Origin of the sequence: Enterobacter cloacae complex sp. 677-3DZ2D5B (assembly GCF_004136695.1) — a bacterium.
Taxonomy (GTDB): Bacteria; Pseudomonadota; Gammaproteobacteria; order Enterobacterales; family Enterobacteriaceae; genus Enterobacter; species Enterobacter hormaechei_C.
Window position 1 is genome coordinate 108,415 of record NZ_QFLS01000016.1, and the last position, 19,206, is coordinate 127,620.

At 53.8% G+C, this 19,206-nt stretch carries 19 protein-coding genes; 8 read left to right on the top strand and 11 right to left on the bottom strand.

Going from position 1 to position 19,206, the window contains the following annotated elements; translation table 11 throughout:
- Positions 1-118: 118 nt before the first annotated feature.
- Positions 119-1,072, top strand: a complete 954-nt coding sequence (locus DD597_RS20605) for a polysaccharide deacetylase family protein (RefSeq protein WP_129256552.1) — start codon at positions 119-121, stop codon at positions 1,070-1,072.
- A 26-nt stretch (positions 1,073-1,098) separates the two neighbouring features.
- Here the strand turns inward: DD597_RS20605 and DD597_RS20610 are convergent, their stop codons facing one another.
- From DD597_RS20610 to rfaD, 6 genes are read right to left on the bottom strand one after another with little or no spacing between them, the layout of a single operon-like run.
- Positions 1,099-2,310 carry an O-antigen ligase gene (locus DD597_RS20610; protein WP_023315170.1) on the bottom strand — a complete coding sequence of 404 codons (1,212 nt, stop codon included), beginning with the start codon at positions 2,308-2,310 and terminating at the stop codon, positions 1,099-1,101.
- Positions 2,298-3,197 (bottom strand): glycosyltransferase family 2 protein, encoded by a 900-nt coding sequence (locus DD597_RS20615; protein ID WP_048243326.1) that lies wholly within the window; start codon positions 3,195-3,197, stop codon positions 2,298-2,300. Before DD597_RS20615 ends, DD597_RS20610 begins: the two co-directional genes overlap by 13 nt.
- Before the next feature lie 5 nt (positions 3,198-3,202).
- Positions 3,203-4,312: a glycosyltransferase family 9 protein gene (locus tag DD597_RS20620; protein ID WP_022650153.1), complete on the bottom strand. Its 1,110-nt coding sequence runs from the start codon at positions 4,310-4,312 to the stop codon at positions 3,203-3,205.
- A gap of 3 nt (positions 4,313-4,315) precedes the next feature.
- A complete protein-coding gene (gene rfaC, locus DD597_RS20625) occupies positions 4,316-5,299 on the bottom strand; it encodes a lipopolysaccharide heptosyltransferase RfaC (protein ID WP_022646632.1) in 984 nt (327 codons plus the stop codon).
- Positions 5,300-5,302: 3 nt separating this feature from the next.
- Entirely contained in the window at positions 5,303-6,349 is a 1,047-nt protein-coding gene (gene rfaF / locus DD597_RS20630; RefSeq protein WP_003860863.1) for an ADP-heptose--LPS heptosyltransferase RfaF, read from the bottom strand.
- A 2-nt stretch (positions 6,350-6,351) separates the two neighbouring features.
- Complete coding sequence (gene rfaD, locus DD597_RS20635) at positions 6,352-7,284, bottom strand: ADP-glyceromanno-heptose 6-epimerase (RefSeq protein WP_003860858.1); 933 nt, start codon at positions 7,282-7,284, stop codon at positions 6,352-6,354.
- Between the two features lie 213 nt (positions 7,285-7,497).
- Between rfaD and kbl the strand changes: the two genes are divergently transcribed.
- Positions 7,498-8,694: a glycine C-acetyltransferase gene (gene kbl, locus DD597_RS20640; RefSeq protein ID WP_129256553.1), complete on the top strand. Its 1,197-nt coding sequence runs from the start codon at positions 7,498-7,500 to the stop codon at positions 8,692-8,694.
- 9 nt (positions 8,695-8,703) lie between these two features.
- Positions 8,704-9,732: an L-threonine 3-dehydrogenase gene (gene tdh, locus DD597_RS20645; RefSeq protein ID WP_017383610.1), complete on the top strand. Its 1,029-nt coding sequence runs from the start codon at positions 8,704-8,706 to the stop codon at positions 9,730-9,732.
- A gap of 27 nt (positions 9,733-9,759) precedes the next feature.
- Here tdh and DD597_RS20650 read toward each other — a convergent pair whose 3' ends face one another.
- Together DD597_RS20650 and DD597_RS20655 are read right to left on the bottom strand one after the other, a co-directional pair.
- Complete coding sequence (locus DD597_RS20650; RefSeq protein WP_023323976.1) at positions 9,760-10,674, bottom strand: hypothetical protein; 915 nt, start codon at positions 10,672-10,674, stop codon at positions 9,760-9,762.
- Between the two features lie 15 nt (positions 10,675-10,689).
- Positions 10,690-11,895, bottom strand: a complete 1,206-nt coding sequence (locus DD597_RS20655; protein ID WP_032608205.1) for a glycosyltransferase — start codon at positions 11,893-11,895, stop codon at positions 10,690-10,692.
- Between the two features lie 205 nt (positions 11,896-12,100).
- Between DD597_RS20655 and DD597_RS20660 the strand changes: the two genes are divergently transcribed.
- Positions 12,101-12,901: a glycosyltransferase family 2 protein gene (locus tag DD597_RS20660; protein ID WP_023323978.1), complete on the top strand. Its 801-nt coding sequence runs from the start codon at positions 12,101-12,103 to the stop codon at positions 12,899-12,901.
- A gap of 11 nt (positions 12,902-12,912) precedes the next feature.
- Here DD597_RS20660 and DD597_RS20665 read toward each other — a convergent pair whose 3' ends face one another.
- The 3 genes from DD597_RS20665 to gpmM are packed head-to-tail and all read right to left on the bottom strand — an operon-like array spanning position 12,913 to position 16,686.
- Positions 12,913-13,845 (bottom strand): divergent polysaccharide deacetylase family protein, encoded by a 933-nt coding sequence (locus DD597_RS20665; protein WP_032634365.1) that lies wholly within the window; start codon positions 13,843-13,845, stop codon positions 12,913-12,915.
- A 3-nt stretch (positions 13,846-13,848) separates the two neighbouring features.
- On the bottom strand, positions 13,849-15,108 hold the full coding sequence (envC, locus tag DD597_RS20670) for a murein hydrolase activator EnvC (RefSeq protein WP_026094345.1): 1,260 nt from the start codon (positions 15,106-15,108) through the stop codon (positions 13,849-13,851).
- A 33-nt stretch (positions 15,109-15,141) separates the two neighbouring features.
- A complete protein-coding gene (gpmM, locus tag DD597_RS20675) occupies positions 15,142-16,686 on the bottom strand; it encodes a 2,3-bisphosphoglycerate-independent phosphoglycerate mutase (RefSeq protein ID WP_129256554.1) in 1,545 nt (514 codons plus the stop codon).
- 248 nt (positions 16,687-16,934) lie between these two features.
- On the opposite strand from gpmM, the gene DD597_RS20680 reads away from it, so the two are divergent.
- From DD597_RS20680 to gpsA, 4 genes are read left to right on the top strand one after another with little or no spacing between them, the layout of a single operon-like run.
- The gene (locus DD597_RS20680; RefSeq protein WP_003860840.1) at positions 16,935-17,366 is read left to right on the top strand and encodes a rhodanese-like domain-containing protein; all 432 of its coding nucleotides are present in this window, start codon (positions 16,935-16,937) and stop codon (positions 17,364-17,366) included.
- An 11-nt stretch (positions 17,367-17,377) separates the two neighbouring features.
- Complete coding sequence (grxC, locus tag DD597_RS20685; RefSeq protein WP_003860837.1) at positions 17,378-17,629, top strand: glutaredoxin 3; 252 nt, start codon at positions 17,378-17,380, stop codon at positions 17,627-17,629.
- A 31-nt stretch (positions 17,630-17,660) separates the two neighbouring features.
- Positions 17,661-18,128 carry a protein-export chaperone SecB gene (gene secB, locus DD597_RS20690; protein ID WP_003860835.1) on the top strand — a complete coding sequence of 156 codons (468 nt, stop codon included), beginning with the start codon at positions 17,661-17,663 and terminating at the stop codon, positions 18,126-18,128.
- Positions 18,128-19,147, top strand: coding sequence for an NAD(P)H-dependent glycerol-3-phosphate dehydrogenase (gene gpsA, locus DD597_RS20695; protein ID WP_006812398.1), 1,020 nt, complete (start codon positions 18,128-18,130; stop codon positions 19,145-19,147). Before secB ends, gpsA begins: the two co-directional genes overlap by 1 nt.
- Positions 19,148-19,206: the final 59 nt, after the last annotated feature.

Here is a 19,206-nt window from a genome sequence, read left to right on the forward strand (position 1 = left end):
AGACCTGGTAACGACTTGCACTCTTTCTCCATAATGTCAGGAATTTCCCTGGAAGGGTTTACTCCTGCTTTCGGGCGTGCGTAACATAGCGCTAACTATTTTGTCTTGCGGACTTATTATGAAAAAACCAGCGTTTATCATCACGATCGATACCGAAGGGGATAATCTCTGGCAGAACCACCGGGTGATCAAAACGGAAAACGCGCGCTACCTGGCGCGGTTTCAGGCGCTTTGTGAACGCTTCGGCTTTAAGCCCGTCTGGCTGACCAACTACGAGATGGCCGTCGAACCGGTATTCATTGAGTTCGTGAAAGAGGTCATAGCCCGCGGCCAGGGTGAGGTGGGAATGCATCTCCATGCCTGGAATAGCCCTCCGGAGCACGATCTGACCGGTGATGACTGGCGCTGGCAGCCTTATCTGATTGAGTTTTCAGACGAGGTCATGCGTGAGAAAGTGCTGTTCATGACCCGCTTACTGGAAGAGACTTTCCAGACAAAAATGCTCAGCCATCGCGCCGGGCGCTGGGCATTCGACAGCCGTTACGCCCGGTTGCTGATTGAGCTGGGGTATCAGGTAGATTGTTCCGTTACGCCGCGCGTGAACTGGCGCAACGCGAAAGGTGCCCCGCAGGGTAATGGCGGAACGAATTACCAGCATTTTCCCGATCGCGCCTATTTTTTGGACGTAGACGACATTTCCCGGCCGGGAAACAGCCCTCTCCTCGAAGTGCCGATGAGTATCCAGTATAAACACCCGGCATGGCTGAATTCCCTGAAGCAGGGTTACGATCGTCTGCGCGGTAAATACCGTTCTCCGTCAGTTAACTGGTTACGCCCGTCCGGAGGTAACGCGCAGGAGATGATTAAGGTTGCGCAGCAGTGCCTGGCTCAGGGGAATGACTACGTAGAGTTCATGCTGCATTCGTCGGAATTTATGCCTGGCGGCAGCCCTACTTTTAAAGACCAGGCCGCGATTGAGGGACTGTATCAGGATCTGGAGCAGCTCTTTACCTGGTTATCAGATAAGACCGTGGGGATGACGCTTGCGGAGTTTTACCAGTACAAAAAATAGTTATGCCCGCCAGGCGGGCATATTTGTTATTGCTGCTTTGTTTGTGAGAAAGGTGTACTTAACGCAAACAAAATCATAAAGAAGATTAAGGCTTCTGAACTGAGCAGTATGACATCCGTCAGTCCATACAAAAGCAAAAGAAGCATTGACGTTAGCAGCAGCGCGTTTCTGTTTCGTAGGGCATACGCAATCATCGAAACGAAGAAAAAGAGCATTACCGCTACGCCGGGGATCCCCTGCAAAGAGTATTTCTCAATAAATTCATTATGCAGATGAACTTTGATGTATTCGAGTGCACTGCCAAGGTGCGGATGTCCGTCTTTAATATACTGCCGCGTCCACGCTTCACGCTGTTCCAGCGATTGCCCTAACGGATGCGCAAGACCATTCTCGATCCCGACAGTCCACATCGAAAAACGTGCGCCCAATGACGTGCGGTCAAAACCTTGTTGATAACGTTCAACCTCACGTTGGGTTTGTTTTATTTTCGGCGAAATCAATGGTTTGTAGCTAACGATTACAACGCCTGCAACAATGCATAGAAAGATGAGGGCGGATTTAAGATGAATCTTTCTGAAATGATAAAGCGTGAGCACAATTGCCAGAAGCAGATATAAACCCATCGCAGCACGGGTCCCCGTCAACAGTATGACGAAGTAAGAGATTAATATAGTGAAGCCCGCAACAACATACAGCTTCACGTTCTGTTGAAGGTAAAGACTGTATACGAAAGCCAGTGACAGGACAGAATAAACATAGGCTGAAACGGTGGCACGGTTAATTGCCATCTCAACGCGAGTCATACCTTGTGAGGCCTGCCACAAGCCATACCCTGTGGCGAGCACAAACCCTAAGGCCGTTGCGAAGAAGAAAAATTTCCTGAAGGTGTCCTTATCGATATAAAACTTAAAGCGGTCAATATAGAAAATCAGGACACTCGCTAAAATTAATTTTTTGCTGGCACCGAGATAGTCGCTGTAAAGGTTGAGTCCCTCGTTATGATACTCATAGAGTAAATACCAGCCGAGGTTAAGTAATCCAATCAGCAGAATGGGCAGCGCTATAGTAAAAGGTCGCAGAGTGATTTTTTTATATTCGAAAGCCAGGCCAATAATACTGACGTAAATAGCAATATAGAAAAACTCTCTTTGCTTCCCTGAACTGACTAAAGCCAGTATCAAAGAGATGAGGCTCAAAGCGATCGTCAGTTGATAGAGCCGTGGTTTTATTTTTTCCATAATGCCTCAATAACCCTTTTTTTATAGCTAAAACGAACATCGGTGGAGAGGAAAAAAGACAATGTATACATGGCCTTTACGCGTTGTTTCACGAGCTGCAATTGTTGGTCTGTAAGACAGGACCGATGGTTGCTGTAAATATCAAACCAGTGGCAATTGACGAGATGCTTGTAGCTTGACGGAAATGTTCTTTCCATCTGTAACGTGCATTCGACAAGCGTTGAAATTTTGCTGGCGTCCAGAGTGCTCGACAAACTGTCGCGACGCTTGATGTAATAATAATGCCCCTGGCGTTGATAGACTATTTTGTTCGATTGCATCAGCATTCCAGGGAAGACAGCGAAATCCTCATAACATAACATCGGAGGAATAGGGTTACTCTCGTACAGGCTACGATGAATAAACTGGCCAATGAGATGCGCCTGAAAGTCTTTATGGCGCAAGAAACGAGCGACTGCTTCATGTTGTGGCAATGGCACAGGATTAAATCCCTGCCAGTCTGAAGTCATTTTCCGGGGATCGCGAATCTCAAGCAAACGTGTCAGTAACATATCCGGACGTTGCGCTTTCAGGAAGGCTATTGCGTCCCCGAGGCTGCCCGGCTTTAAGCAATCGTCACTGTCGAGCATCGTAATATACTCTCCCGATGCCAGCGCGACAGCGCTGTTTCGTACCCGGCCTACGTTACGAAAGTTCACGGTGCGCGTGATGATCTGAGGAAATTTCGGCGACCACTCTTCAATTATTGCCTGCGTGGCATCCTCAGAACTGTCATTGAAAATAATGACTTCAGTGTCCTGACCGATTGCTGCCAGCAGGCTTGAAAGCGTGGCGTGCAGCGTAGCTTCAGCGTTATGCGCAGCAATAATGACGCTTAAAAAAGCCATAAAAATTAGTTTCCTTGAGCGTCGGTAGCGCTAGCCAGTGAGCGGGCTTTGGGTAATGTACGGACAAACTGCTGAAGATCGTGTAACGCGGAGTCAGTGACAGAGAATAGCGCTTCCCGTTCTTGCGGGAAGTAATAGCGCGTTTCAAACACATAAGAACAAATGTTGTCGTCATTCCCGATCAGCATCACATTGCCAAGCGGACGCTGTTCGTAATGACAACACGGTCCAAACAGCAGGACCACCGGCACGCCGACGGCGTCTGCGATATAGACATTCCCCGAGTCAGACGCGATATAGCAGTCCATCTTTGAAATGGCCCAGGGAAGCTCTTCTAGCGAAATTTTGCCAATAAGATTAATAAAATTAGGGATTTCACCGTAAAGGCGGGTGATATCATCCATCCACGACTGTTCGTTTGGCGCGCCGAAGACATAAAACTCGCAGGGTAAATCAGCGAGTTGATCAACAATCCGCTTCCAGATAACCGGAGGGACGGTTTTGGCTTTATTGCCTGCCGCAATACTGATGCCGATGCGGATAACGTCAGGTTTATCAAGAATAGCCGGCCAGGTCGTCGGCTTGAAGAGCGGCTTTGTGGCGTGCTTGGGAGAGTCTTGCCATGTGAGCGAGCGGTCGGCCAGTTTCAGGTAGTTCGTCACCGAAAGCGTTTTTTTGCCATGCTCAACGGTACCGTCGGCCGCGAGATAGAAAATCCCGTGATACCACCTGCGCGTGTAAATGCTTAAAAATTGTTTGTTTTTGGCATTGCAGACGGCGGCAAAAAAGAGGTTCACGCTGTTGGGCTGTAGCAGGTAGACGTTGTCGTAGCGGTTCATGATCCTGCACGCGAAGCACAGTTTACGCCACAGGTTGCGCTTATGCTGCTCAATAAAATAGATCTGCTCGATAGTCTCATCATGCTTCGCCAGCGCGCCAACGCTGCGACTGATCAACACATCGCTTTTTTGCAGCCAGGCCAGAAGAGGCGTCGCATTAATAAAGTCACCGATTTTGGCTGTTTGAATGACAAGGTTCTTGCCCGTGTCCTTTCGAAACAGCTTCCGGATGAGTTTCACCGGAAAGAGTAAAATCAGCAGAAATACATAACTCATGGGTTAAATATCCCTGTTGGAAAGCCGATGGCTGCCCTGTAAAAATGAAAAAATAGCATCTGCGCTAATATCCTTCGTTTGTTGCGTAGGGCTGACCATCTGATGCTGGTTTTTACCGTAACCCCCGATCAACCCCGGATCGGTCGGGCCGAAAATCGTGATATTAGGTCGATCCAGTGCGGCGGTTAAATGGCTTAACCCTGTATCCACAGAAACGACGGCGTTTGCGCCCGCCAGCTGTGCGGCAACTTGCGCCAGCGTGAGTTTGGGTAACACCTCGACATGGGAAAAACCGGCTGCCAGACGCTCCGCACGCTGACGCTCATGTTCAGCGCCCCACGGGAGTTTAATATGGATACCGCAAGGTTGCATTAGTTCAATCAGCCTTCGCCAGTGCGTTTCCGGCCAGTGCTTATCGTCGCGCGTTGTGGCATGCAGGAACACCAGATACGGCTCGGCATGCTCCTCCGTCTCGCGCAAAAAATGCTGTGCAATAGCGTAGTCACCCTGGGCTTCAGGTTTTGCATAGCCCAGGCTTTTCGCGAACAGCTCGCGGGTGCGCTCCACGGCGTGCTGTTGTTTCGCAATATGGTGTCGACGGTTATAGAACAGGCTCGCCAGCGGTTCGCGGGCGGTTTGCCAGTCCATGCCGTGCTTTACGCCGTGCGCCAGACGCGTGACCAGCGCGGCGCTTTTCACCAGCCCCTGGGCGTCGACGATCGCGTCGTAACGCCGGGCCTGCACCGCTTCGCGGAAGGCTTTGCGTTCGGCTTTAATCGGTGCGGAGAACCACGCTTTGCGCCAGCGGCGAATGGCCACCGGGATCACGCGATCAACCGCTTCATGCCAGGTGGGGATCTGCGCGAAGCCTTCTTCCACCACCCAGTCAAAACGGATGCCAGGAATGGCCCGCATGGCGTCCGTCAGCGACGGCAGCGTATGCAGAACATCACCCATTGAGGAGGTTTTAACGATCAATACCCGCATCCGTTATCCTTCTTCGCTCAACAGCAATGCGTTGAGTTCTTCAAGGACGCGCTGCGGCGTGATGTCGATCAGGCTCTGATGATAGCCTTCTGCGGCATCGCCTTTACGCACCTTGTGGTAGCCGGTGATTAAACGGATCACGCGCGCCTTGTGCGACAGCGGCGGCGTGAAGTCCGGGCTGCTTGGGCCATACAGCGCAACCAGGGGACGATCCAGCGCGGCGGCGACGTGCATTAAACCGGAGTCGTTCGTCACCACGGCTTTACAGGCGGCAATCAAAATAACCGCCTGCTCGAGCTGCGTTTCCCCGGCCAGGTTTCGGCACCAGGCCTGTTGCTCGGTACTGAGCGTGGCGAGAATTTCATTGCCCGCCTCATGATCTTTCGCCGAGCCAAACAGCACAATCTGATAGCCTTCATCGATAAGCTGTTTCGCCAGCTCTGCATAGTGATAGTGCGGCCAGCGTTTTGCCGGACCAAACTCCGCGCCAGGGCAGAACCCAATCATCGGGCGTTCGGACGAAATGCCAAATGCGTTGCAGGTGTGGGATTTCTCCCCATCGCTTACCTGGAGCTGCGGCCACAGCAGCGGCTGCGGCAGATCTTTCGCGCTGCGCATCACGCCTTTGTCGTAGGCCAGCGCCACGTAGCGCTCGACCATCAGTGGCCAGGCCTCTTTATCCAGCACACGGGCATCGTTCAGCAGGCCGTAGCGCATTTCACCGCGCCAGCCGGTACGATGCGGGATGCCCGCAAAGAAGGGCACAAGGGCAGATTTGAAGGAGTTAGGCAGCACGTAGGCGCGGTCATAGCGTTTCTCGCGCAGGCTGTGGCCGAGTTTGCGGCGTTCACCGATTTCCAGCGCCCCGTGGCCGAGCGGCATCGGGATCGCCTCGTTCACTTCCGGCATACGCGATAACAGCGGACGGCACCATGCGGGTGCCATCACGTCGATTATCGCCTGGGGATAACGCGCCTTGAGCGTGCGATAGAGACTTTGCGACATCATCATGTCGCCCACCCATGACGGGCCGATCACCAGAATTTTCATACTTATGCGTCGCGATTCAGCCAGGCCATATATTCCGTTACGCCTTCGGCAACGGTCTTGAACGGCTTGTCATAGCCTGCGGCGCGCAGGTTAGTCAGATCCGCCTGAGTGAATGCCTGGTAGCGGCCTTTCAGCTTATCCGGGAATGGAATGTACTCGATGCTGCCTTTCTTATGGTACGCCAGCGTCGCGTCTGCCACCGCCTGGAAGGATTCCGCGCGGCCGGTGCCCAGGTTGAAAATGCCGGACACGCCATTTTCCAGGAACCACAGGTTCACTGCCGCCACGTCGCCCACGTAGACGAAGTCACGCTTGAAGCCGTCGCTGCCTTCGAACAGTTTCGGGCTTTCGCCGTTATTTAACTGGGTGTTCAGGTGGAACGCCACGCTCGCCATGCTGCCTTTGTGGCCTTCGCGCGGCCCGTAGACGTTGAAGTAGCGGAAGCCGACAATTTGCGAGTTCGCTTCAGGCAGGATCTGACGCACGTACTCATCAAACAGGAATTTGGAGTAACCGTAGACGTTCAGCGGCTGCTCATATTCGCGGGATTCGATGAAATCTGAAGTGCGCCCACCGTAGGTTGCCGCGGAAGAGGCGTACAGGAACGGAATTTCACGCTCCAGGCAGTAGTGCAGGAGCTCTTTGGAGTACTGATAGTTGTTATCCATCATGTACTTGCCGTCCCACTCGGTGGTGGAGGAGCATGCACCTTCGTGGAAGATGGCTTCGATCTCGCCGAACTCTTCACCCGCCATAATCTGGATAAGGAAGTCTTCTTTATCCATGTAGTCAGCGATGTTCAGATCCACCAGGTTCACGAACTTGGTGCCGTCTTTCAGGTTGTCCACCACCAGAATGTCGGTGATGCCTTTGTCATTGAGGGCCTTAACAATATTGCTGCCGATAAAGCCCGCGCCGCCAGTAACGATGATCATAACTGTAACCTTTGAAGTATGAGTCGGGGAATATCCCGAACGCTAATCTCTTTATCATATCATCACAATGCTCAGGCTTCAGCCATTCACCGATATGCAGCAGGGGTACGCGTGATTTATGCTGCAAAAACGAGAAGAGATACTGCGTCATCTCGTCATGAACTATTGGTTTGGGTAATATGTGCCAAAATTTGCCGAGTCTGGAGAATTGCAATGCGTGGTGATTTTTACAAACAGTTAAACAGCGACCTCGAGACCGCACGTGCGGAAGGGTTGTTCAAAGAAGAGCGTATTATCACGTCTGCCCAGCAGGCGGACATCACCGTTGCCGACGGCAGCCATGTGATCAACTTTCGCGCGAACAACTACTTAGGTCTTGCGAATCACCCTGAGCTGATTGCCGCGGCGAAAAACGGCATGGACACCCACGGTTTCGGTATGGCCTCCGTTCGCTTTATCTGCGGTACCCAGGACAGCCACAAGCAGCTTGAGCAAAAGCTGGCGAACTTCCTCGGAATGGAAGACGCGATTCTGTACTCATCCTGCTTCGACGCCAACGGCGGTCTGTTTGAAACCCTGCTCGGCGCAGAAGATGCGATTATCTCCGACGCCCTGAACCACGCCTCCATCATCGACGGTGTTCGCCTGTGTAAAGCGAAGCGTTTCCGCTACGCCAACAACGACATGGTTGAGCTGGAAGCCCGCCTGAAAGAGGCACGCGAAGCGGGTGCCCGCCACGTGCTGATCGCCACCGACGGCGTGTTCTCCATGGATGGCGTGATCGCCAACCTGAAGGGCGTGTGCGATCTGGCGGATAAATACGACGCGCTGGTGATGGTGGATGACTCTCACGCGGTTGGCTTTGTCGGCGAAAACGGCCGCGGCTCCCACGAATACTGCGACGTAATGGGCCGCGTGGACATCATCACCGGTACGCTGGGCAAAGCGCTCGGCGGCGCGTCTGGCGGTTATACCGCTGCGCGTAAAGAGGTGGTTGAGTGGCTGCGTCAGCGCTCCCGCCCGTACCTGTTCTCCAACTCCCTGGCACCGGCGATTGTGGCTGCCTCTATTAAAGTGCTGGAGATGGTGGAATCCGGCGCTGAGCTGCGCGACCGCCTGTGGGCTAACGCCCGCCTGTTCCGTGAAAAAATGAGTGCCGCAGGATTCACCCTGGCCGGTGCCGATCACGCGATCATTCCGGTGATGCTGGGCGACGCGGTTGTCGCGCAGAAATTTGCTCGTGAGCTTCAGAAAGAAGGGATTTACGTGACCGGGTTCTTCTTCCCGGTGGTACCAAAAGGTCAGGCGCGTATCCGCACCCAGATGTCTGCGGCGCACTCGCCTGAACAAATTGAACGTGCGGTGGAAGCCTTTACCCGCATCGGCAAACAGCTGGGCGTAATTGCCTGAGGACGTGTGATGAAAGCGTTATCCAAACTGAAAGCGGAAGAAGGGATTTGGATGACCGACGTACCGGAGCCGGAAGTCGGTCATAACGATCTGCTGATCAAAATTCGTAAAACCGCCATCTGCGGTACTGACGTTCACATCTACAACTGGGACCAGTGGTCGCAAAAAACTATTCCCGTGCCAATGGTAGTCGGCCACGAATATGTCGGCGAAGTAGTCGGCATCGGCCAGGAAGTGAAAGGCTTCAACATTGGCGACCGCGTCTCCGGTGAAGGCCACATTACCTGTGGTCACTGCCGCAACTGTCGCGGTGGGCGTACCCACCTGTGCCGCAACACCGTCGGCGTGGGCGTGAACCGTCCGGGCTGCTTCGCGGAATACCTGGTGATCCCGGCGTTTAACGCGTTCAAAATCCCGGACAATATCTCTGACGATCTGGCCTCCATCTTCGACCCGTTCGGCAACGCGGTACATACGGCGCTCTCCTTCGACCTGGTGGGGGAAGACGTGCTGGTCTCCGGCGCAGGCCCCATCGGTATTATGGCGGCTGCCGTGGCGAAGCATGTGGGTGCGCGCAACGTGGTGATCACCGACGTGAACGAATACCGCCTGTCGCTGGCGCGCAAAATGGGCGTCACCCGCGCGGTGGATGTCTCGAAAGAGAGCCTGACCGACGTGATGGAAGAGCTGGGCATGACCGAAGGCTTTGACGTGGGTCTGGAGATGTCCGGCGCGCCACCCGCGTTCCGCACCATGCTCGACACCATGAACCACGGTGGTCGTATCGCGATGCTGGGTATTCCGCCGTCAGATATGTCCATCGACTGGAACAAAGTCATCTTCAAGGGGCTATTCATTAAGGGCATCTATGGCCGCGAGATGTTTGAGACCTGGTACAAGATGGCCGCGCTGATCCAGTCTGGTCTGGATCTGTCCCCGATTATCACTCACCGTTTCTCCATCGATGAGTTCCAGCAGGGCTTTGACGCGATGCGTTCCGGCCAGTCAGGGAAAGTGATCCTGAGCTGGGATAAATAATGAAAAAGGGGCCAGCGGCCCCTTTTTTTACTGATTCTTTTTCTCTTCGTCCGTCAGGTAACGCACCTTGCGGGTGTAGTCCTGACCTTTGAACAGCAGTTTGTTATCCGGCGATTCCAGATACTTCTGCCACTCGGAAAGCGGGAAACCACCGTGCGCGCCAATCACCTCTTTCGGCACAACGGCTTCCTGACCGCCGATCTTCTTGGAGACCGGCCAGTTCATCCAGTCGCCCAGGTTAACCGTTTTTACATCCAGCATGTCCAGCAGCGCAGCGAGCGGCAGCTGATCGGTCGGCGGCTGCGTATCGTCCATCAGCTCCCAGGTATCCTGGAACAGCGTCAGCCACAGCGGGCAGATACGGCGCCAGGTCTTTTTGGTGGCCGCAAGAAACGCGCCGTTAACGTGATCGACCAGATACGGGCGCACCGTTTCTTTGTAATAGGCCGGCACTTTTTCTGCGGGGGCGCCGTCCAGCTTGGCAATCATTTTGCCCTGACGGAAGCTGGAGTAGATGTGCATATCGGTCATGTTGATCTGGGGCATCTTCAGCAGGTTGAGATCGGAGTCGATCATCAGCACCCCTTCACCGCGCGCCTGAAGCGGAGCATTAAGCTTCACCAGACGACTGAGGTAGATCTGCTTATAGCGGTACCCCTCTTCACGTTTTGGCGGCGTGAGGGTCACAACGCGGGTTTTTGGCGGCAGTTCGCCAAAAGCGGATTCAGGCTGATCGCTGACGATAACAATCTCGCTGACGTCGGTGGCGTAACGCTCTGCAAAGGTCGCTGATAATAACGCCTCTTCGACGAAATCCGCGCCCGTACACGGGATCACAATGGAATCAACCGCAACGAGATCGCGCGTGACCGGAAGGGAAGCGTACGGAATGTTATGACGCCCGGTAATGTGGCGGTAGCGAGCATTCAGGAATTTAAACATGTTCTTCTCGTTTGGTTATTGCGCGCCAAGAACGGCCTCGACACCGTTAACATAGCTTTCAATGGCATACACGTTGCAGACATTCTGGTGCGCGGCTGCGGCGAGCCGGGCGCGCAGAGCAGGATCCTGCCAGATATTATCCAGGTGTTGAGCAAGTTGCGACACATCGCTCCACGGAAACAGCAGGCCGGTCGACTCGTGGTCGATCAATTCTGCCGTGCCGGTCACCTTTGAACCAATCACTGGGATGTTCAGCAGCATTGCCTCCAGCACGACGCGCGGCAGACCTTCGCTCTTCGAGGCCAGAATAAACGCGTCAAAGGTAGCAAGGTAGTCAAAAGGCGTGTTCTGGAAACCGGTAAAAATCACGTGTTCAGCAATCCCCAGCGCGTCAGCCTGTGCCGTCAGCGCGCCGCGCTCAGCCCCTTCACCGACCAGCACCATCTTCCATTTTGCCTGCGGGTGCCTCTGGTTGAACTGGGCCAGCGCCTCCAGCGTGTGATGATTGGCCTTGCGAGGGATTAACGAGCCAACGCTGCCGAACACAAACGTGTCATCATCAATGTTCAGGCGCTGGCGCATCGCGCGTCGGTCGGGCAAAGGCTGGTGGATGTCGATGGCATTGTTGACCGTGGTACACAGCGCTGGCCGGACGCCATGCTGAAGTAGCACACGTTCAACGCCGTGCGAGACGGCGATGATTTTTGTGGCATGGGTATTCACCAGCTTCACCAGCGGCGGGGTTAGCACCGGTTCAATCCGGCAGTGCTGGATTATCCGCGCATGCAGGTTTGCGCCCGCCAGATACCCTTCTTCGTTAGAGCCTGGCTGGTTGTTCATATACAGCGTATCGAATCCACCTTCCCTGAAAATGGTCTCGATCTTGCTGACGTTGGGGCGAATGCGCCACAGGGTATCGATATGCCGCGTAAATGCTTTGCGCGCTGAACGCGAGAAAAACAGCAGACCACGTCCCGCTTCTTTCAGGAGTTTTGCCCATGCCGGTTGCTTACGTTGAGGGATAACGAGTAGAGGTATCCCAATGCTATTGAGCACCTGGCCTATCGTTTCACCTTCAGCACGACTATAATCACTGTAAAAACAACAAGTAATGTCGAATTTTTCGCGGTTGATTCGCTTCAGAAGCTCAAGCATACTGTTGGTACCTCCCCCCCATTCTTTGCCCGTGTCCAGGAGGAGGATTTTACGTTTTTGCGGCATGTCTGAATCCGTATGCTACCCTTCATCTGACCGCATTATAAAGAATTTGTTGAAATAAAATAGATTTTTTGTATTTCTTTGTCTTTTTATAAGAAAACGTTTTAAACACGCTTATTTTAAAAGTGTGATTTAAGACTTTAATCGCCTCTTCTCAATTAGATACTATTAGCGAAAATATTTATGTTGTTATTGAGAGAGTGAGAAAATGTTTAAAATAACGGTCTGCTTATTAACGTTTAACTCCGAAAGAACGTTGCACGATGTTATTCCTCCTCTTTTAAAAATAGCGGATGAATTCGTTGTAGTTGATTCCGGAAGTACAGACGCAACGATATATATTTGCCAGAGTTATGGATTGTCGGCCATATTCAAAAAATATAGCTGGCACGGCGAGCAGATGAACCATGCCGTATCCCATGCGCACAACGACTGGGTGCTGTGCATGGACAGCGACGAAATACTCGATCAAGAAACCGTTGATGCTATTTTAAAATTAAAAATGGGCGATGAACCCGAACCGGATATGGCGTGGCGGATATGTCGTCACTGGTTTGTTCTGGGAGAAAATGTCCGAACGATTTATCCCGTCTCATCACCGGATTATCCGGTGCGTCTTTTTAACCGTACGCAGTCGCGATTTAATAACCGGCCAGTAGACGATCAGGTCGAAGGTTTTCTCCATTCTGAACGTATTCCTGGCTATGTCAGACATGATACATTTTATTCACTGCATGAACTTTTCAATAAATTAAACGGATATACCACTCGCCTGGTTCAATATCAGACGATACGTCCCTCTCTTGGTCGCGGAGCGATCAGCGCTATCGGCGCATTTTTCAAATGGTATCTGTTTAGTGGTGCCTGGCGTCAGGGCAAAGTGGGTGTGGTGACAGGGTTTTATGCCACGGCGTACAGTTTTTTGAAGTATTTCAAGGCCTGGTATCAGAATCGGGAAAAGAAAGAGTCCGTTGCAAAAGAGCAGTCGGACTCTTATCTGGCAGAATAGGCGTTAGCCGATCAGGCTTTTTTTCCCCAACCCTGCCACTGTTGCTGGACGTATTTAACCAGCGTACTGCTGCTGATGCTTTCGCCAATCACCGTGAAGAAGCGGGTTGCATAGACCGGTTCAGGCGGCTGTTTCAGCGTGCAGTTCTTCACGCCGCGGAATGGATTACGTGGCCGCGTTGCGGGTGGTTGCGCGCTACCCGGACGGGAAGTATCCACCTGAGGTTCATTGAGCAGATCGCTCGGACGCACCAGCGTGATATCGGCGGGTAAGCCCGGCAACATTTGCTGCAAAACGCGAACGGTAGATGGATGCGGATGCCCAATGGCAATCGCCGAACCGTTACGGCGCGCCAGCTGTACCGCGCGGTTGAACTGGACGCGGATATCCGCTTCGTTCTGGGAGTCATCCAGGAATACTTTGCGCTTGATGACTTTCACGCCCGTTCCCTGAGCGGCACGCATCGCCTGGCTGTTGCCGATGGTCATGCTGTCGAGGAAATAGAGGTTGTAACGCTCCAGCGCCTGCATCACTTTCAGCATACCGTACAGGCTGGAGGTCATCGCGCTGCCCATATGGTTATTCAGACCCACGGCATACGGCACTTTATTGTATGCATCGCGGATGATGCGATCGATCTCGTCGCTGCTCATGTCCGGGCGCAGGGTATCTTTTTCCAGCGGCTGCTTGCTGAGGGGGGCCATCGGCAGATGGATAAGGACCTGATGGCCGCCATTGTGAGCTTTGGTCGCCATTTCATGCGCGTGAGGCGCATTAGGCAGGACGGCGACAGAGATGGCTGACGGCATCGCCAGCACCTGATTTTCATAGTGTGGTCGATAACCGAAGTCATCAATCACAATCGCGAGTTTGCCTGCATAAACCGGTGCAGCCAGCGCCAGTGCGCTGACTACGGAAAAAACAATTCGACGAAATTGAAGCAAAACTTATCTTCCCAACCACGGCTGTGGATTGACCGCCTGACCCTGACGACGAATTTCGAAATAGAGTGACGGGCGGCCCTGACCGCCACTGCTGCCCACAAGGGCAATGGGTTGACCCGCGCGCACCTGAGTGCCAACGCTGACCAGCGCACTCTGGTTGTAGCCGTAAAGACTCATGTCGCCTTTACCGTGTTCAACCACCACCACGAGCCCATAACCCTGTAGCCAGTCGGCCAGGATCACGCGGCCATCGGCGATGGCTTTCACTTCGCTACCTTCAGACGCACCGATAACGATCCCCTTCCAACGTAGCTCACCCTGCAACTGTTCGCCATAGCGATGCAGGATCGTACCGCGAACGGGCCAGTAAGCCTGACCACGCGGGGAGCCGAGGCCGCCGGTACGGGACATCAGGGAACGTTCATTTTCAGTCGGTTTGTAGGTGGTGCCTTTCCGGGAGGCTTCCTGCTGCTTATTACGCACCGCCTGCGCTTCGCGCGCTTCTTTTTCGGCGCGCGCTTTGGCCGCGGCTTCTGCCCGGGCAATGCTGTTACGCAGTCTCGATTCGTTGGCGCGCATTTCGCTCAGCTGGCTTTGTCCTGCCTGGATAGAGGACTCCAGCCCGGCGAGCGTCTTCTTACGCTCATTGCGCGCCTGCTCAAGCTTCTCCTGCTGCGCCTGCTGATCGTAGAGCAGCGTTTGCTGCTGGCTCTGCTTCTCTTCCAGCTCGGCTTTTTGCGTGGTGACTTCTTCGCGCGTCTGTTTCAGCTGCGCAATGGTCTCCTGACGCGCCTGGTTAAGATAGCCGAAATAGGCCTGTAAACGCTGACCTCGCTGGCTCTCTTCACCGCTGAGGATCAGCTGAAGGCCTGTGTGTTCACCCTGACGGAAAGCAGCATCAAGTTGTGCAGCAAGGTTCCGCTCCTGGGCATCGCGCTGACGCTCCAGTTTCGCAATCGACGCGTTCATTTCATCGATTTGCTTATTGAGCTGGGCAAGGGTGTTTTGTGTTTCACGCAGCTTACGCGCGGCGGCGGAAATGGCCTCTTCCTGCTTTTTAAGCTGGGCGAGCAGGGTGGCGCGCTGCTGTTGCTGCTGACGTACCGCACGCTCTTTGGCGGCGATATCGGCCTGAATGGATTTAAGCTGATCGCGGTCATCCGCATGGGCGGATGCGGCGCACAGCAATACGCCAGCGCTGAGTGCGCTGGCGCAAAGCAGAGGTCTGACTGATAACCGAAGCGGCTTCACGACCCATGTGATTGAAAAAATCGCCTTTCCCCTCATGGGGAGCGATTATTCCACGATGAACAGCGGCTTGCCAGTCATCTCTTCAGGGATTTCCATACCCATCAGCGACAACATGGTTGGCGCGATGTCGGAAAGCTTGCCGCCTTCCACTGCTTTCACTGATTTATCACCCACATAAATCAGTGGAACAGGCAGGTTGGTATGGGCGGTATGTGCCTGACCGGTTGCCGGGTCACGCATCTGTTCTGCGTTACCGTGGTCAGCGGTAATCAGCAGTTGGCCGCCTACGGATTCAACCGCTTTCGCAACCTGCTCAACGCAGTGGTCCAGTGCTTCAACCGCTTTAACGGCTGCTTCCATCACGCCGGTGTGGCCCACCATATCGCCATTCGGATAGTTACAGATGATGGTGTCGTATTTACCGCTTTCGATCGCGGCCACCAGTTTTTCGGTCAGCTCCGCAGAGCTCATTTCTGGCTGGAGATCGTAAGTGGCGACTTTCGGTGAGTTAATCAGGATGCGGTCTTCGCCTTTAAACGGCTCTTCTACGCCGCCGTTAAAGAAGAATGTCACGTGCGCATACTTCTCAGTTTCGGAGATGCGCAGCTGCGTTTTGTCATTTTTCGCCATCCACTCGCCGAAGGTGTTTGCCAGCGAGGCGGGCGGATACGCGCATGGGGCTTTGATATCCGCTGCATATTCGGTCAACTGGATGAAATCAATCTTCGCCACTTTCTTACGGGCGAAACCGTCAAAATCGCTGTTGACGAAGGCGCGGGTGATTTCGCGCGCGCGATCGGCACGGAAGTTCATGAAGATCAGCGCATCGCCATCTTCCATGGCGGCATCGGCCTGGCCTTCAGCGCGGATCACGGTTGCCTTCACAAATTCGTCGTTTTCATCACGCGCGTAAGCCGCTTCCAGGCCTTCAACGGCGGTCGGGAACTGGAACTCGCCTTTTGCCAGGGTCAGCAGATCATAGGCTTGCTCAACGCGGTCCCAGCGGTTGTCGCGGTCCATGGCATAGTAACGACCAATGATGGACGCCACGCGGCCTTTGCCCAGTGCGGCAAATTTGTCTTCAAACGCTTCAAGAGAACCTTTTGCGCTGCGTGGCGGCGTATCGCGACCATCCAGGAAGGCGTGCAGATAGATTTTTTCCGCACCGTGCTCAGCGGCCAGTTCTACCATCGCCATGATGTGATCTTCGTGGCTGTGAACACCGCCCGCAGAGAGCAGACCCATAATGTGAACGGCCTTGCCTGCGGCAACGGCTTTATCAACCGCTCCGGTGAGCGTTGGGTTGGCAAAGAATGTACGTTCTTTGATTTCAACGTCCAGGCGCGTCAGGTCCTGATAAACGATACGGCCCGCACCCAGGTTAACGTGACCCACTTCTGAGTTGCCCATCTGACGATCCGGCAGACCCACTTCCAGGCCAGACGCATCAATCAGGGTGTGGGGACGTTTTGCCCATAGCGCATCCATAACCGGGGTTTTGGCGTTGAAAATGGCGTTATCCTGTTGATCTTCACGGTAGCCATAGCCATCCAGAATCACCAGTACCATAGGTTTTTTAGAAACCGACATTGCGACAACCTCATGCTCAAGAGACAAAAAATTTGCGTAATTTTACTACAGCTGAATCGATAAAATAGCCGCAGAAGATCAAAGAAAGCGCGGGGGCAAGGCTGTTCTCAGGCCATTTTGAGGCTTTTTTTACGTGGCATGCCGCAGAAAATAGATTAGCTTTATGTCGCTGGCTGTATTTGCCACAGCGCACAGGTATACTCCTGTCCTGGTTTTTTTAATCACTTAGTCGGGAGTTGTTACCCCCCATGCAAGAAATTATGCAATTCGTTAGCCGCCACCCGGTTCTGAGCATCGCGTGGATTGGCCTGCTGGTCGCTGTACTGTTCACCACATTTAAAGGACTGACGTCTAAAATTAAGGTGATCACCCGCGGTGAAGCGACACGTCTGATCAACAAAGAGGACGCCGTGGTTGTCGATCTGCGTCAGCGCGACGATTTCCGCAAGGGCCATATTGCAGGTGCTATCAACCTGCTGCCAGCGGAAATTAAAGCGAACAACATTGGTGAGCTGGAGAAGCATAAAGCCCAGCCGATTATTGTTGTTGACGGCACTGGCATGCAGGCGCAGGAATCTGCCAACGCACTGCATAAAGCAGGCTTTGAAAACGTAACGGTGCTGAAAGAAGGCATCTCCGGCTGGAGCGGGGAGAATCTTCCTTTAGTGCGCGGTAAATAAGGAGTTAAGTGATGGCCAATATTGAGATCTACACCAAAGCAACGTGCCCGTTCTGCCACAGAGCGAAAGCGCTGCTGTCCAGCAAAGGCGTAACGTTCAAGGAACTGCCGATCGATGGTGACGCGATTAAACGCGAAGAGATGATCCAACGCAGTGGTCGCACAACGGTTCCACAGATTTTTATTGATGCGCAGCACATTGGCGGCTGTGATGACTTGTATGCGCTCGACGCCCGTGGTGGACTCGATCCGCTGCTGAGCTAGAGACTTTAGGACAATTAAAAAGGGTTTTTCCATGTCAGAACAAAATAACACCGAGATGACTTTCCAGATCCAGCGCATCTACACCAAGGATGTCTCTTTCGAAGCGCCAAATGCGCCGCACGTTTTCCAGAAAGACTGGCAGCCAGAGGTTAAACTTGATCTGGATACCGCATCCACCCAGCTGGCGGATGATGTGTATGAAGTCGTACTGCGTGTCACCGTGACCGCCTCTCTGGGCGAAGAAACTGCGTTCCTGTGCGAAGTTCAGCAGGGCGGTATCTTCTCCATCGGCGGCATCGAAGGTAACCAGATGGCGCATTGCCTGGGTGCATACTGCCCGAACATCCTGTTCCCGTATGCGCGTGAATGCATCACCAGCCTGGTTTCTCGCGGTACATTCCCGCAACTGAACCTCGCGCCAGTAAACTTTGATGCGCTGTTCATGAACTATCTACAGCAGCAGGCTGGCGAAGGTGCCGAACAACATCAGGATGCCTGATGAGCACTGTTAATGCGTCAATGACTGTGATCGGTGCCGGCTCTTACGGCACCGCTCTTGCCATCACGCTGGCAAGAAATGGTCACGACGTGGTCCTGTGGGGCCACGATCCAAAACATATCGCGACGTTGCAACACGACCGCTGCAACGTGGCGTTTCTCCCGGACGTTCCGTTCCCTGACTCTCTCTATCTGGAAAGCGACCTCGCGACCGCGCTGGCGGCCAGCCGCAATATTCTGATTGTGGTGCCAAGCCACGTGTTTGGCGAAGTCCTGCGTCAGATTAAGCCGCTGATGCGTGCGGATGCGCGTATTGTGTGGGCGACGAAGGGGCTGGAAGCGGAAACCGGACGTCTGTTGCAGGACGTTGCCCGCGAAGCGCTGGGAACAGCGATCCCGCTGGCGGTGATCTCGGGGCCGACCTTTGCCAAAGAGCTGGCTGCGGGCTTGCCGACGGCGATCTCGCTGGCGTCCACCGACCAGGCATTTTCAGACGATCTTCAGCAACTGCTGCACTGCGGCAAAAGCTTCCGCGTGTACAGCAACCCCGATTTTATCGGCGTGCAGCTGGGCGGCGCGGTGAAGAACGTCATTGCCATCGGGGCCGGGATGTCTGACGGCATCGGTTTCGGCGCGAATGCGCGTACGGCGTTGATCACCCGTGGTCTGACCGAAATGTCCCGCCTGGGCGAAGCGCTCGGTGCCGATCCGGCCACTTTTATGGGAATGGCTGGGCTGGGCGACCTGGTGCTGACCTGCACCGATAACCAGTCGCGTAACCGCCGCTTTGGCATGATGCTCGGACAGGGCAGCGATGTAAAAAGCGCGCAGGAGAAGATTGGTCAGGTGGTTGAAGGCTATCGCAATACCAAAGAAGTTCGCGAATTGGCGCACCGTTTCGGTGTCGAAATGCCAATAACCGAGGAAATTTATCAGGTATTGTATTGCGGAAAAAATGCGCGCGAGGCAGCATTGACCTTATTAGGTCGTGCGCGCAAGGACGAGCGCAGCAGCAATTAGCCGGGAAGTATCGTCACCTGAATGACCCAGCCAGCGCAGAACTGGCTGGTCATTAACTA

What these genes read in the sequence shown, in the direction of transcription:
- DD597_RS20605 (WP_129256552.1), top strand. Translation starts at nt 119, where the DNA reads ATGAAAAAACCAGCGTTTATCATCACGATCGATACCGAAGGGGATAAT.
- DD597_RS20610 (WP_023315170.1), bottom strand. Translation starts at nt 2,310, where the DNA reads ATGGAAAAAATAAAACCACGGCTCTATCAACTGACGATCGCTTTGAGC.
- DD597_RS20615 (WP_048243326.1), bottom strand. Translation starts at nt 3,197, where the DNA reads ATGGCTTTTTTAAGCGTCATTATTGCTGCGCATAACGCTGAAGCTACG.
- DD597_RS20620 (WP_022650153.1), bottom strand. Translation starts at nt 4,312, where the DNA reads ATGAGTTATGTATTTCTGCTGATTTTACTCTTTCCGGTGAAACTCATC.
- rfaC (WP_022646632.1), bottom strand. Translation starts at nt 5,299, where the DNA reads ATGCGGGTATTGATCGTTAAAACCTCCTCAATGGGTGATGTTCTGCAT.
- rfaF (WP_003860863.1), bottom strand. Translation starts at nt 6,349, where the DNA reads ATGAAAATTCTGGTGATCGGCCCGTCATGGGTGGGCGACATGATGATG.
- rfaD (WP_003860858.1), bottom strand. Translation starts at nt 7,284, where the DNA reads ATGATCATCGTTACTGGCGGCGCGGGCTTTATCGGCAGCAATATTGTT.
- kbl (WP_129256553.1), top strand. Translation starts at nt 7,498, where the DNA reads ATGCGTGGTGATTTTTACAAACAGTTAAACAGCGACCTCGAGACCGCA.
- tdh (WP_017383610.1), top strand. Translation starts at nt 8,704, where the DNA reads ATGAAAGCGTTATCCAAACTGAAAGCGGAAGAAGGGATTTGGATGACC.
- DD597_RS20650 (WP_023323976.1), bottom strand. Translation starts at nt 10,674, where the DNA reads ATGTTTAAATTCCTGAATGCTCGCTACCGCCACATTACCGGGCGTCAT.
- DD597_RS20655 (WP_032608205.1), bottom strand. Translation starts at nt 11,895, where the DNA reads ATGCCGCAAAAACGTAAAATCCTCCTCCTGGACACGGGCAAAGAATGG.
- DD597_RS20660 (WP_023323978.1), top strand. Translation starts at nt 12,101, where the DNA reads ATGTTTAAAATAACGGTCTGCTTATTAACGTTTAACTCCGAAAGAACG.
- gpmM (WP_129256554.1), bottom strand. Translation starts at nt 16,686, where the DNA reads ATGTCGGTTTCTAAAAAACCTATGGTACTGGTGATTCTGGATGGCTAT.
- DD597_RS20680 (WP_003860840.1), top strand. Translation starts at nt 16,935, where the DNA reads ATGCAAGAAATTATGCAATTCGTTAGCCGCCACCCGGTTCTGAGCATC.
- grxC (WP_003860837.1), top strand. Translation starts at nt 17,378, where the DNA reads ATGGCCAATATTGAGATCTACACCAAAGCAACGTGCCCGTTCTGCCAC.
- secB (WP_003860835.1), top strand. Translation starts at nt 17,661, where the DNA reads ATGTCAGAACAAAATAACACCGAGATGACTTTCCAGATCCAGCGCATC.
- gpsA (WP_006812398.1), top strand. Translation starts at nt 18,128, where the DNA reads ATGAGCACTGTTAATGCGTCAATGACTGTGATCGGTGCCGGCTCTTAC.